General features: G+C 34.4%; 11 protein-coding genes, 3 tRNA genes and 1 other RNA gene. 10 read left to right on the top strand and 5 right to left on the bottom strand.

The annotated features are described in order from the left end of the window. Position 1: 1 nt before the first annotated feature. From Q4Q16_RS01065 to Q4Q16_RS01055, 3 genes are all read right to left on the bottom strand, one after another. Positions 2 to 75, bottom strand: a tRNA-Arg gene (locus tag Q4Q16_RS01065). Positions 76 to 127: 52 nt separating this feature from the next. Next, positions 128 to 201 (bottom strand) — tRNA-Arg (locus Q4Q16_RS01060). A gap of 193 nt (positions 202 to 394) precedes the next feature. After that, positions 395 to 910, bottom strand: a complete 516-nt coding sequence (locus Q4Q16_RS01055; protein ID WP_303345548.1) for an endoglucanase — start codon at positions 908 to 910, stop codon at positions 395 to 397. A gap of 163 nt (positions 911 to 1,073) precedes the next feature. Between Q4Q16_RS01055 and frhA the strand changes: the two genes are divergently transcribed. Genes frhA through frhB form a run of 4 tightly spaced genes read left to right on the top strand, consistent with a single transcriptional unit; the run spans position 1,074 to position 4,570 of the window. After that, positions 1,074 to 2,288: a coenzyme F420 hydrogenase subunit alpha gene (gene frhA / locus Q4Q16_RS01050; protein ID WP_303345546.1), complete on the top strand. Its 1,215-nt coding sequence runs from the start codon at positions 1,074 to 1,076 to the stop codon at positions 2,286 to 2,288. A 16-nt stretch (positions 2,289 to 2,304) separates the two neighbouring features. Further along, complete coding sequence (locus tag Q4Q16_RS01045) at positions 2,305 to 2,874, top strand: hydrogenase maturation protease (RefSeq protein WP_303345544.1); 570 nt, start codon at positions 2,305 to 2,307, stop codon at positions 2,872 to 2,874. Then, a complete protein-coding gene (frhG, locus tag Q4Q16_RS01040; RefSeq protein ID WP_303345543.1) occupies positions 2,874 to 3,707 on the top strand; it encodes a coenzyme F420 hydrogenase subunit gamma in 834 nt (277 codons plus the stop codon). Before Q4Q16_RS01045 ends, frhG begins: the two co-directional genes overlap by 1 nt. Before the next feature lie 11 nt (positions 3,708 to 3,718). Continuing rightward, positions 3,719 to 4,570, top strand: a complete 852-nt coding sequence (frhB, locus tag Q4Q16_RS01035) for a coenzyme F420 hydrogenase subunit beta (RefSeq protein WP_303345541.1) — start codon at positions 3,719 to 3,721, stop codon at positions 4,568 to 4,570. Between the two features lie 73 nt (positions 4,571 to 4,643). Here frhB and map read toward each other — a convergent pair whose 3' ends face one another. Further along, positions 4,644 to 5,561, bottom strand: a complete 918-nt coding sequence (map, locus tag Q4Q16_RS01030; RefSeq protein WP_303345540.1) for a type II methionyl aminopeptidase — start codon at positions 5,559 to 5,561, stop codon at positions 4,644 to 4,646. A 100-nt stretch (positions 5,562 to 5,661) separates the two neighbouring features. Between map and Q4Q16_RS01025 the strand changes: the two genes are divergently transcribed. The 5 genes from Q4Q16_RS01025 to Q4Q16_RS01005 all read left to right on the top strand — a co-directional run bounded on the left by Q4Q16_RS01025 (position 5,662) and on the right by Q4Q16_RS01005 (position 7,494). Further along, positions 5,662 to 6,072: a hypothetical protein gene (locus Q4Q16_RS01025; RefSeq protein WP_303345539.1), complete on the top strand. Its 411-nt coding sequence runs from the start codon at positions 5,662 to 5,664 to the stop codon at positions 6,070 to 6,072. Positions 6,073 to 6,080: 8 nt separating this feature from the next. Then, entirely contained in the window at positions 6,081 to 6,602 is a 522-nt protein-coding gene (locus tag Q4Q16_RS01020) for a hypothetical protein (RefSeq protein WP_303345537.1), read from the top strand. Between the two features lie 94 nt (positions 6,603 to 6,696). Next, positions 6,697 to 6,771, top strand: a tRNA-Met gene (locus Q4Q16_RS01015). A 26-nt stretch (positions 6,772 to 6,797) separates the two neighbouring features. Beyond that, positions 6,798 to 7,076, top strand: an RNA gene (gene rnpB, locus Q4Q16_RS01010) — RNase P RNA component. A gap of 91 nt (positions 7,077 to 7,167) precedes the next feature. Beyond that, on the top strand, positions 7,168 to 7,494 hold the full coding sequence (locus tag Q4Q16_RS01005; RefSeq protein ID WP_303345535.1) for a hypothetical protein: 327 nt from the start codon (positions 7,168 to 7,170) through the stop codon (positions 7,492 to 7,494). A gap of 15 nt (positions 7,495 to 7,509) precedes the next feature. On the opposite strand, the gene Q4Q16_RS01000 is transcribed toward Q4Q16_RS01005, so the two are convergent. Continuing rightward, positions 7,510 to 8,355, bottom strand: a complete 846-nt coding sequence (locus Q4Q16_RS01000) for a DUF1002 domain-containing protein (RefSeq protein WP_303345533.1) — start codon at positions 8,353 to 8,355, stop codon at positions 7,510 to 7,512. A 244-nt stretch (positions 8,356 to 8,599) separates the two neighbouring features. Between Q4Q16_RS01000 and Q4Q16_RS00995 the strand changes: the two genes are divergently transcribed. Beyond that, positions 8,600 to 13,354: a cobaltochelatase subunit CobN gene (locus Q4Q16_RS00995; RefSeq protein ID WP_303345532.1), complete on the top strand. Its 4,755-nt coding sequence runs from the start codon at positions 8,600 to 8,602 to the stop codon at positions 13,352 to 13,354. Positions 13,355 to 13,430 lie beyond the last annotated feature (76 nt).

Genomic DNA, 13,430 nt, shown 5'->3' with positions numbered 1-13,430 from the left:
ACGGACTTGGAGGGATTTGAACCCTCGATCTTAAGATTAGGAGTCTTACGCCCTTCCAGACTAGGCTACAAGCCCAAAAATTCATAAATTAATATTAAACAGTTTTTGAAAAAAGAGAATATGGAAGCGGACCCGCCGGGATTTGAACCCGGGGTCTTCGGATTAGAAGTCCGACGCCCTATCCAGCTAGGCTACGGGCCCTCACACATAACAATTATTACTTTATTTTTTTTATTATATATATTTATCTATTTTTTTAATATCTTCGCCAAAACTCAAAAATTAATTTTTAAAAAAAGCTGATAATACTTTTTTGTCAAAATGAAAATTTGGCATGTGAAGTTTACTTCTGAACAATGCCATAAAAAAATTAAAAAGGATTAATTTTAATCCTTTAACCTCTTCCAGTAGCTCCAGTTTTATCATTTACACTTATGGTATCAACGTTATTGCCTGATTGGTCATAAACTGTGAAATACCAGTATCCATCGGAATATTTTCCATTTCCAACATAACATCCTGCTTCTTGAACAGCATTGCTTGCAATATTTTTAGCTTCTGAATGAGATAAATGTGTTCTACTGCTACCACCACCAGATCCGCTTCCAGACCCGCCGCTTCCAGATCCACCACCTGAGCCACTGCCGGATCCGCTTCCTGAGCCACTTCCAGTTCCGCTTCCTGAACTGGATCCTGCACTAGAACCGCCGGATGTGTCAGCTGATATTGGACTGTTACTATTATTTCCAGGAGTAGTATTTCCTATTCCGTCTCCTACATTACTATCGCTCGGTATGCTTGATAATCCAGAGAAGATTGGATTATCACTATTTGTGATGCCGTAAGCAGCTACTGCTGCTGCAACACATAAAACGATAATAATTGAGATAATTATGTTTGATTTATCCAAGGTTTTTCCTCCTTATAATTAATGAGATTAAAAATAATAATATAATGTTTGGTAAATTATAGAATATATATATTTCTATATTTTTTCTAACTATAATTTTAAATATTTATATGTATATAAATACATTTGTTAGTTTCTAATTTCTATAATTGAGGTGACATATTTGAAAGATAGAGTTGTTATATCTCCTACATCTCGTCAAGAGGGCCATGCCGAATTAGTCATGGAAGTAGATGACAAGGGGATAGTTACAAAAGGTATGTATTTAAGTATAACTCCTGTTAGGGGTTTAGAAAAGATGGTTCTTGACAAAGCTCCTGAATCTGCTCCTGTTTTATGTCAAAGAATTTGTGGTGTTTGTCCGATTCCACACACTTTGGCTTCTGCAGAAGCAATGGACATGGCATTAGGAATCGAAATTCCTAAAACTGCTAAATTGTTAAGAAGAGCTACTTTAGCAGCACATGGTATTAACAGTGCAGCTATTCACCACTTCTTAATCGCACCTGATTTTGTACCTGATAACTTATTCACCACTGCTGTTGACAGTGTAAGTGAAGTAAGAAAAACAGTACAATATGTTGTGGATATGATTGCTGGTGAAGGTATCCACCCATCAGATGTTAGAGTTGGGGGAATGGCTAGAAACATCACTCCTTTCACTAAAGAAAGATTAATTGAAAGAATGACTGCGCTTAGACCAAAACTCGAAGAACACGTTGAATTAATCAAAAACTGTGTTGTAGAAAAAGGTTTACCTGATGATTTAGGTGTAGTTGACAGACCGTTATTGGCAACAGATGCATCTTATGGTGTAAATGAATTTGATATGGATATTTTCTCCGAATGTTTGCCTGAAGCTTGGTATGACGATCCTGAGATTGGTAAAAAAGCTTGTACTACAATTCCATTACTTAATGGTGAGCATGTTGAAACCGGTCCTAGGGCAAGAATGGAAAAATTCGCCGGATTCAAAGGTAAAGGTGTAAACGCACAACACGTAGCTCGTGCTGATGAAATGTTATTAAACTATGATGCATGTATGGAAGCTTTAGATGCAATTGATCCTGCTGCTCCAGCTAATGTAAGTTATGATAAAAGAGGAACTGGTGAACTTGGTTTCGGTGTAATCGAAGGTCCTAGAGGAACAAACGTTCACATGGCTAAAGTCGTTGACGGCAAAACCAAATTCTACTCTGCTATTGTACCAACTACCTGGAACATTCCAACCATGGGTCCTGCAATAGAAGGATTCCATCATGAGTACGGACCACACGTTATCAGAGCATACGACCCTTGTTTATCATGTGCTACTCACGTAATGGTTGTTGATGATGAAGATAAATCCATTCTTAAAAATGAAATGGTGAGAATATAATTGTGGAGGATAAATAATGCCTTATGATTCGGACATAATAGTTATTGGATGCGGAAATATCTTATTTAAGGATGACGGTTTCGGTCCAATTTTAATTAATCTTTTACAGAAATACTTTAATGATAAAAATGATTATTATGATCCGGCAGTTACTTCGTATGTTGAAGAAGAATTTGATGGTGATGTTCTAAACATTATTAAAGGAAAATTTAATGGTTTAACTTTACCGGATGGAGTTCAGTTTATTGATGGGGGAACTGCTGCACCAATGAATTTCTTCCCTTTGTATAATGAATATGACTGGAAAAAATTAATTGTTATTGATGTAGTTGAATCCAATGCTGAACCCGGCACAGTAGGTGTATTTGACCCTAATGCTATGCAGGTGGGCAAATATGATAATCCTCATGGTATGACTGTTGAAGAACCTCTTCAGAAAATCGCTGAAAAATGTGAAGTCGTAATTGTTGGTTGTAAACCCGAATGTATTCCAACACCTGATGTTGAAGTAGGGTTATCTGAATCTGTTGAAAAGGCAATTCCTGAAGCTATTGATATTATTTTAAATGAAATTGGGGTAAAATAATGTTTGATAAATTAAAAAAGGCTTTTGGTGGTTCATCCGAACCTAAAGCTCCAAAAGTAGAGGAAAAAGTTGAAGAAGTTGTTCCTGCACCTGCAGAAGAACCTAAAGCAGCTTCATCAAAACCACGTATTGGTTACATACACTTAAGTGGTTGTACTGGGGATGCAATGTCTTTAACCGAAAATTATGACATCCTATCCACAGTTTTAACAGATATGGTTGACATCGTATACGGACAAACTTTAGTTGATAAATGGATTCACGGAACCTTTGCTGAAGAAATGCCTGAAATGGACTTATGTTTAATTGAAGGATCAGTTTGTTTACAAGATGAACACAGTGTACACGAACTTTTAGAAGCTAGGAAAAAATCCGGTTTAATCGCAGCATTCGGATCTTGTGCGATTACCGGTTGTTTCACCACATACTCTCGCGGTGGACAACAAGCTCAACCTAAACATGAATCTTTCTTACCAATTAATTCATTAGTTAAAGTTGACCTTGCACTTCCAGGTTGTCCTGTAGCTCCTGAAATGATTGCAAAAGCTGTTGTTGCATTATGTGAAGGTGACTTAGACTACTTAAAACCGGCAATGGATTGGGCTGCATGTGATAAAGGATGCGGTTGTGACGTATTAACCAATGTTATTAGACAAGGATTATGTACTGGTTGTGGAACTTGCGCTCTTGCTTGTCCAACTAGAGCAATGGGCTTCGCAGAAGGTAGACCTAGCTGTGATAAAGACAGATGTATCAAATGCGGATCTTGTTACATGATGTGTCCAAGGTCATGGTTACCTGAAGGAAGAATCAAAAAGGAAACAGGACTTTAGGAGGAATGAATATGCCATTAGGTACTTATAAAGAAGCAATCTCAGCTAGATCTACTGAGAAAAAAATTCTAGATGTATCACAAGACGGAGGAATTGTATCTGCATTGCTCTGTTATGCACTTGATGAGGGAATAATCGAAGGTGCAGTTGTAGCTGGAACTCCTGATGATGATTGGAGACCTATTCCTACTGTAGTAACTTCTTCTGATGAAGTAATTGCTGCTGCTGGAACTAAATATTCAATGTCTCCTACTTTATCTGCTTTAAAAGAAGCAACCCGTCAATACGGTCTTGAAAAACTTGGAGTTGTAGCAACACCATGTCAGGTCCAAGGTTTAAGAAAAGCACAAGCTTACCCATTCACTAGATTTGTCGCCGATAAAATTAAATTAATCGTCGGAATCTACTGTATGGAAAACTTCCCTATGGCTTCTCTTGATACCTTTGCTACTGCAAAATTAGGATTTGACAGCTTAACCGATGCTACTAAAATGGACATCGGTAAAGGAAAATTCTGGTTAACCAAAGACGGCGAAGACTCTGGTTTAGCTATTAAAGAAACTCACGGTTACGAACAAGCAGGATGTAACATTTGTAATGACTATGTTGCTGAATGGGCTGATGTATCCACCGGTTCTGTAGGATCTCCAGACGGATGGTCTACTGTTTTAACCAGAACTGACGATGGTAACAACATATTTAAAGCTGCAGTTTCTGCTGGTTTAATTGAAACAAAACCAATCGATGAAGTAAAACCTGGTCTTCCTTTGCTTGAAAAATTAGCTAAAGATAAAAAAGACAAAAACAATGCAGAACGTGAAAGAAGAGCAAAAATGGGAGTTAAAATCCCAGCTATTTATTAAATCTTCTTTCTTTTTTTCTTTTTTTTTTAATTCCGGTTTAGATAAAAAATAGATGGGGAAAATATAACTTCTTCTAAATAGTTGTAACGGTGCAACCTTCTTTTTCTATAATGACTGTATGTTCTTTTTGACTTACAAAACAGCCTTCTTTTTCACGAAGCGGCGCATAAGGATAAATGGCCATTGCTTCTGATAATTGCTTTAAACCAATTCCTCCTTTTCGTTCTCCAAATTCTTCACTAATCCATCTTCCTGAAAAAGGAACGTATTGGTGGTTGTGCTGAATGTATTTTAAAACTTTTTGTGTTGTTTTCATCCTGAATGGTTTGTTCGCCATATATGAAAAAATATAATGCCCTGGAGCATCATTTACAATCCCTTCTCCATTTGTTGCAAATGGTTCGATTGCAATGGCCTGGCCTTCTTCTAAAACATAATTGTCATGATTGTCATAGTTTGGAATTGAAATTCCTGCATGCAGATTATACTGTTCCAGGCTATGGCCTGTCAAATTGAAAATCGGATTTAGATGATACTGTGAAATGGCTTCATGAACTGCAGCTCCTATTTTTGAAACTTCTACTCCTGCTCTGGCTGTGGCAATTGCAGCTTCAAGACCTGCTGCTGATGCATCTTTAATTTCTTCATGGAGATTAATCTCGTCTTGGGTATAATTTTCATCAATGTTTCCGCCAGCGATAATTGTAACTGCTGAATCGGCAATACAGCCATCGACCATTGCACCCAAATCTAATTTCACCATGTCTCCTGCTTTAAATGCAGTCGCATCACCGAGAGGTGATGTATAATGTGCTGCTATTTCATTTATTGATACATTACACGGAAATGCGATTTCAGCGCCATTATTTAATATTTCGCTTTCTACATACTTTACAAGATCAATAACTAAATTTCCATCTTCAATCATCTTTGAAGCTTCTTCACGAATGTTTGAAACAATCTTTCCAGCTTTAATATAAGACTCTATCATGCATTATTCCTTCTTTTGATAATAATTAATTATTTAATAAATAAGATTTATATTATATTTATATTACTTTACTCTATAAATATAAATTGGAGGTTAAAAAATGGATGCTATTACTGCAATTCCAAATCAAATTTTTCTTTTGATTGTTCTGATAATTGTTGCTATTGTGTTGATTATTATTGTTTTCCAATGGAAAAAGGTTGCTGAATCAAAAAATTCAATTTTATTGCTTGAAAAGGAAATTGAACTTAAAAAAATGTCCATGGTAGAAAAAGACATTGAATCTAAAAGATTAATGGACAATCCGATTCCGTTACCTCAGGAGCAACAGGACAGTCTCTCAGCTATTAGAAAATCCACTACTGAAGTAAGGAGTAATGTTGGTTATCTTCACTCAGAAATCAATGAAAGATTGGCCAGACTTGAAGCTGAAACTGAACAGAGAAAATTAGAAAAAATGCTTAAAGAAATTGAAGCAAAAGAGAAAAAACTCAATAAATTAAACAAATAGGTGGTAATATGGATCTTATTGAAGCAGTTGCAATTTTAATTTTAATCGTTGCGATTGTTATTTTAGTTTATTATTATTTATTAAATAGTCCGAAGACTATGGATAAATTGCGAGACATTGTTCCTGAAAGTGCAGATGCGCATATGGATGAGGTTTTAAATAGAAAGTCTTCTGAATATGCAGATTTGTCTAAAGAAGATTCCGATGATAAAGAATCTAAATCAATGGGTAATAGAATCAAAGTTAAATTAAGCGATATTGATGTTTCCAGCCTTAATGCTGATGCATTTTCACATAAACTTGATGCATTTTTAGATGAAAAAAGTGATCAGTTAATTAAGGAATGGTCCTTGGCTACTACAGAAGAATTGGATGCTCTTCAGGATAAATTTGATGAAACTATATCTAATGTTGATGACTTAGAGAAAAGTTTTAATGAATTTAAAAAATCATCTAAAGAATTCCAAAAAGTTACTGAAGAAAGAATGGACAGTTTGGATAAAAGAATTGAATCATTAGAAAATAAATAACTTATTTTCTTTGATTTTCACCTTTTTTCCGAAAACTATATATATTATATTTTCCATAATTTATAGTGTAGGTAACTACTGTTTTTATGTGTATAGCAGGGTGGGGTAGTCTGGTGATCCCGCGGGGCTCATAACCCCGAGATCCCTAGTTCAAATCTAGGCCCTGCTACTATTTATATTAATTATTTTTTCATGGCAAGTTAAAGGCAGCTGCTGGTTAATTAACTAAGGAAACTCCGCCCATCAAACAAGACTATGGCGTTGAAAGACGCATGCTGAGAAGCATGACACTGGAGCAGAAACGATACAGCTTTTAATGGTAGACGATGATATTTAATTGAGGACATTAAAAGAATTGGTGAAACGGCCATTCCATAGGATGCAAGAGCAAAGTTGCCGATAATCTCTTGAGTAGGCAAGGTAGCACGCTTAGATGAATGCTGTTAAACAGAAGGTGGGTTACTCTTAACAGGCCATGAAAATTAATTATTTATATTTAAAAGGACAAATATTCTATTTTCTTAGTTTCTGTAATTTACTTTAGCAATATTTTAAAGGTGATATTGTGGTCGAAAAAATCACATGCAATGATGTTATTGAGTATAACAAGCTATTTTTACTGGCGCCACCTTTTTTGCTTGAAAGAGTAGCTAAAAAGAATTCAAATTTGGTGGCTAAATTCAAATCAACAATTCAATCATATATTGTTAATTTAACCGATGATGAAAAAAACAAGTTGAATGTTGTATTGTCATGTGAGGTTTGTGATTTGCAAGAAATTCTCTATGAAACTTATTTAAAAACAAATATAAAGCAGTATAAGATATTGTCAAATCCCAATCACAGGGAGTTTATTGAGTTAAATCTTGATGAATTAAAAAAATTGATTTAAAAAGAATTAGGACTATTAGTTAAATAGTCCTTCTAAAAATCCTGTATTTAAGTTAGCATTTGTACTGTTTAAAGCATTATTCAGTTCGGTCTGGTAATTTTCGATGTCTTCCTGAGCATTTTGTAGCTGTACAATACTTTCTGCAAGGTTTTCAATGTCACTGTCGGTAATGTTAATATTGTATTTAATTGTGTAGTTGTTGATTATATTAACGATAGTTGGCTGATCGGTAATGTTTTCCTCCTGAACTTTTTCTTTAACATCGTCAACTAAGTTAGATAAGTCATCAGCGCTAACATTGGATTCTTTTACAATTTCTGCCTGTGTGTAAATTTCATTGTTTGCTGCCTTTTTAACAGTATCAGGTATTTCAACTTCTGTGACAACTTCATAGGAATTCATAATGCCGGTCAATGCAGATTCGCCGGTGGCTGTAACTGGGCTGGTTACGTAAACATGTCCGCTTGTGATTCCAGAGGATTTCAATGCAGATAAGTACATATTTCCGGTTATTGTAGTGATTTTGGATTTATCTACAGTAACCTTAAGGTTTCCATTGTCGTTTAAATTAACTAATGCTGAGGAGAAAATCTGATTTGAGTTATACTGCTTTCCGGTTATTGTACTTGAGATTTTATTTACTTCCTTTGCAGTAATTATTTTTGAATTCACTCCTTTTAAATCCATATGTGCCTGATTTTCAAAGAATGTATCAACGGCATTCTTGTAATTTGCATTTTTGTATGTAGTTTCACCATAGGTTATTACGGCCTGTTTATCATTAGCTGCAAATCCTGCAGGGATAAGCATTCCTATAATGGCTATTGATAAAATAATCATTTTAATGTTAATCTTACCCATTAATGTCACCTCTTTAATATTGGTACATTTTATTAGGTAGTTATATTTTATAAATGTATCTTATTTGTGTTAACAGTTGTATGATTGGTTTTAAAGTTATTTTAATTTTAATAAACTTTATATATTTTCAAATTAAACTTAAAACTATAGTAAGGTATTTTTACATTGCTATGGTGATTAAATGTAAAAAGAGGTGAAAATCACGAAAAAAATTGATAATAAGCTATTAGTTCTATTGTTTGCTGTGGGCTTACTTTTATTTTCTTTAAATTTCGCTTTTGCCGAAACAAACGAAACGGCTGATGAGGTCATATCGGCTCCTTGCGATATTGATGAAGTTCAGGTAAGTTCGGCTATTTCAGATGTTCAAAGTTCTCATGTTAACAGATCAGTATTGTCTTCAACTAAGAATGTAATCAATGTTAATGTTAAACACCATTATAATGAAACTGCTAATAGTTGGGATGAGGATGGCTATAACTTAGCTGGAGCAACAGTTAAGCTATATGATTCTAATCATAAGCTAATTTCAACACATAAAACCGATTCGAAAGGATTTGTTTCTATTAAAAATTTAAAATCAATAAAATATTATGTTGAAGTTAGCTATGCTGATTATGAGCCGCAAAAATCTAAAATATTGGACTTTTCTAAAAACTCTGGAACTTTAAATGGAGTATTCGATTTCATTCCGGATATACTGCTGCTGGTTGATTATAAGTCACACAAGGAAAAGATAAATGTTTTGATGAACATGTCTAAAAGAATCGCTTATATCGATACTGGTAAGTATGATACCTCTAGAGAGTGGCTGGCTGAACATGCTCAGTTTATCCATATCGACATGTTTGCTGAAGGTGCATATGCCACATTCACTGCTGAAAAATTGAAGAAATTGCTTTCAGTCTCTCCAGCTAATGCAAGATATAATGTCGCTTATACTTTTGGTGTTTATAATGGAGGTATTTTAGATTCAACAGGATTGCACATTGTTGGTGCAGATCCGAAAAACAATACTTATCATACTATTGAAAATACATATGTAGGTTCTTATTTCCAGGCTGAAAAAATCAATTCCTCAGATATTTTGCAGCATAATATGAAAAACTATCTTAAATATATATATTATTTAATTAATCCATCAAAGTATGCAAATCCGACTCTCAATGATTCTAATTCACCTCAGATGGGTCCTGAATGTGGATTTTATCATCCTGATATAGGTATTTTCACAATATATCCTGAAGGTAAACTGATTAACCAGTGGATTCGTACAAATCCGGGGTATAATTGCGACGGTATTGGGAGTTTAAACTGGATGATTCAAAACTATCAAGATTGGTTTGCAAATATTTTAGATCCTACTAATTTATTTGTTCAGTTTGAAAATAAATTCATTAATAAATTTAGTCCCGACAAGAAGTTCATAGCTATTGCTACTTACTATTGTGGTGGAGATGTAGTTGATTCTTTAATTAGAGGTTATGAAAAGGTTGGTAGACCTGCATTTAATGTTTTTAAATTTTCTACTAATCCTTCAATGTCTTCAATATTGAAAAAAATTAAAAATGTTTCAAAAGTTGGGATATCAGCTATTACTTCATTATATAGTTGGTCTTTAAGTTATGCTAACGGGTCTGCTGAAAAAGATCTATCTGATATTGATTTGGAAATTCTTAAAGGTGTAAATGAAATCTCCAAATATAGTCATGAAAGTGAACTCGGTCCTCAGGTAGAATGGACATATTCTGTAACCTATCCAAGTTTTGAAGGAGTGTTCGGTCCTGTTATTTTATCTTATCTTGATGAGGAGGGTAAAACTCATGTAATTCAACCGGGTATTGATAAAATGGTTCAGCTCAGCAGTAAATGGGCTGACTTAAAGGAGTTGAATAATTCTGAAAAAGTAGTGGCTATTGTTCTTTATAATTATCCGCCTGGTAAGGCTGAAATTGGTGCATCATATCTGGATGTAATTCAAAGTACTTATGATTTACTTCTTAAATTGCATGAAGAAGGTTATTCCATTGGCAATATCAGTAAAATGATGAGTATTAAAGAGTTCACTGAACTGTTATTTGATAATGGGAATAAAGGTTCTTGGGCTGGAGGATTGCTTAATAAGTATGTTAAAAACAACTGGAATGAATTAGTCAAACATAATCAATTAATTTCAATGGATGATTTTATTAAGTTAACTGCTGACCTTCCTGAGGAGTTATATGAAGAAATGGTTACTCAATGGGGAGCAGGTTTAGGCAAATCAATGGTTTATAAAGATAAAAATCAACAATATTTAGTTATTCCTGGAGTTTGGTTCGGCAATGTTTTCATCACTTACCAGCCTAGTAGAGGATGGGAGGAAGCAGATTTAAATGAAGTTATTCAAAATTTCCATGATAGGAAATTGCCTCCTCACCAACAATATGTTGCATTTTATGAATGGCTGGAGAAAGTTGCAAAAGCTAATGCAGTCATCAATATGGGAACTCACGGAACATTGGAATGGTTGCCTGGTAAAAATCTTGGTGTAAGTGCTGGTGACTGGGCATTTGAATTAACTAAAATCCCAACAATATATCCGTATATTGTTTCTAATCCTGGTGAGGCTATGGTTGCAAGAGATAGAATTGCATCAATGGTCATTACACACATGACTCCTGCTATTGTATCTTCTGGATTACATGGTAATTATACTCTTTTAAATAACTATATTACCTATTATAAAGATCAGGTAAAACTTAATGTTACTTCTAATGCCGAAGTATATAAAGAAAAGATTCTCAAATTAGCTCCGTCATTAGGTTTTAGAAGTATGTCTAAAGGCGAATCATTTGATAAATGGGTAGATGAATTACATCTCTATCTTGAAAATATGGCTGATGACTTAATGACATATGGTTTACATACTTTAGGTAAAGTCTTAACCGGTGAAGAATTATCCGAAGAAGTTATCACTATTGTATCTTCTCAAACTAAAATTTATAATCAGATAATGGAGTTCTTATATCCGAATTTGAAGGGTAAAGATTTCTATAAAGATGTTCAGGGTGATTTAAAATACATAAATGAACGTCATTCTATTGAATCATTTTTGAAATATTATACTGACGCTTTAGTTAACGGGTCTTCTGCCGATAAATTTGCTTCACTATTGGGAATAAATAAAACCGGTTCATTATATTCTTCCCTGAAGTATGCAGAAGAAGTAATTGTCAAAATTCAAAATAATAATGAATGGAACGCAATTCTTACTGCATTATCCGGAGGATATGTCAAAGCAGGTTTGTTTGCCGACCCGGCATATGGTGATTCAATTCCAACAGGTGCTAACGGATATGCTTCAGACCCTTCAAGAATGCCGTCACATGCAGCATATGAGTCTGCAGTTAAAATTGTTGATTTGCTGCTTGCCAATTATTATGAAAAACATGGTAAATGGCCTGAAATGACTGCATTGATTTTATGGGGTACTGAAATATCAAGAACTGAAGGAATTGGTGTTGCAGAATTCCTATACTTCTTGGGATGTATGCCTGAGTGGGCTGAAAACGGTAAAGTTTCAGGTGTTAAACTAATTCCATTGGAAAATTTGACTATCCGATTAAATGATGGTTCTATTGTCAAAAGGCCTAGAATTGACGTATTTGCAAGTTTAGTTACCAATAATAAAGATTGGATTAGGTGGATGGTAACCGCTACTAGATTGGCAGCGGATTCCGGTGAAAGTGAAAAGGATAATTATGTTATAAAACATTACAATGAAAATCCTACACTTGACAGATTATTCGGTCTTCCGGGCAACATTCTTGAAGGAACCGGAATGAGCACTCTTATTCCGAATACTGCTGATTGGAATAAATCCACTGTTAATGTAGTTGGAATGAATAGGTATCTTGATGCTGTTTCATTTGCATGGACTATTGATGGGGATAATATTGTTATCAATAAACAAAAAGATACTTTCAAATATCTCCTTACAAAAACTGAATTGATTACACAAAACCTTGATAGTACATGGAGAATTTTAGATTCCGATGATTATTATGATTGGTTTGGTGGTTTGTATAATGCAGCTTCAATTTTAAGAGAAAGAGAAGGTTTAAGCAGACCTGATACTGCATTTGTAGATATTAGGGATAAAAATCGTTATGTTCCTAGAACATATGAGGAACAGATGGAGTTTGAAATCAGAACAACTCTCTTAAATCCAAAATATCTTGGACCTCTTAAAGGAACAGCTGCGGGTATGAACTGGATTGCGGCAAGAATGCAAAACACTTTCGGTATTTTAACTATTAGTAATAATAAGCTAAATAAAGAGTTAGGTAATCAAATGACGGATACTCTTTTAGGTTTGGCCAGCAGTGTCACCAGTTCAAGTACTTCTGTTGGTTTACAGTCTTCCCTTGCGCACATGTTCTATTTGGGAACTCAAGGTGTTTGGGATGCAGATAGCAAAATGCTTGAAAAGATTGCTAATGAATACATGAATCAGGTTATTAAGTATGGTGTTGCATGTTGTCACCACACCTGTAAAAACCTTGAATTCAATATGAAAATTATTCAAGCAAGTTCACTATCTCCTGATTTAAAACAAAAATTTGCAGAGATATTGGCTCAGGCCACTAATACTGATCCATTGTATAAGAATGAAAATTCTGATGTTGATGATGGGAATAAAAATGCCCATGAACTAGTTAATGGAACAAATGATAGAAAACAATCAAATAGTGAATCAGGTAAAACATCTGCTGGACAGGATATGTCTGAGAAAGGTAATGCAAAATCAGTTTCTCAATCTCAGGGTTCAGGAGCTTCTTCAGGAGACTCAGGTGCTGCTGCATATGAGTTGTCTCAGAAGTCTACTTCTAAATCTTCAAGTTCAGCAGAATCTAGCATGCCGATATTTGTTGTAATTGCTATTATTATTTTAATTGCAATCTTCTTTGTTGGATATGTTAGAAACCAGAAAGACGAAGACTATGATGATTATTAATTTAATCATCAACTTTTTTTTATTTTTAGAAATTTTTAAATATACTTTAATTATAAATATAATACTTAATAGATTA

Source organism: Methanobrevibacter sp. (genome assembly GCF_030539875.1).
GTDB lineage: Archaea > Methanobacteriota > Methanobacteria > Methanobacteriales > Methanobacteriaceae > Methanocatella.
Note: the sequence above shows the minus strand (reverse complement) of the source record. Positions and strands in the feature narration are given on the sequence as shown.

Bases quoted from the DNA above. Each gene is read 5' to 3' on its own strand.
- Q4Q16_RS01000 (WP_303345533.1), bottom strand. From the start codon at position 8,355: ATGGGTAAGATTAACATTAAAATGATTATTTTATCAATAGCCATTATA.
- map (WP_303345540.1), bottom strand. From the start codon at position 5,561: ATGATAGAGTCTTATATTAAAGCTGGAAAGATTGTTTCAAACATTCGT.
- frhB (WP_303345541.1), top strand. From the start codon at position 3,719: ATGCCATTAGGTACTTATAAAGAAGCAATCTCAGCTAGATCTACTGAG.
- Q4Q16_RS01045 (WP_303345544.1), top strand. From the start codon at position 2,305: ATGCCTTATGATTCGGACATAATAGTTATTGGATGCGGAAATATCTTA.
- frhG (WP_303345543.1), top strand. From the start codon at position 2,874: ATGTTTGATAAATTAAAAAAGGCTTTTGGTGGTTCATCCGAACCTAAA.
- Q4Q16_RS01020 (WP_303345537.1), top strand. From the start codon at position 6,081: ATGGATCTTATTGAAGCAGTTGCAATTTTAATTTTAATCGTTGCGATT.
- Q4Q16_RS01025 (WP_303345539.1), top strand. From the start codon at position 5,662: ATGGATGCTATTACTGCAATTCCAAATCAAATTTTTCTTTTGATTGTT.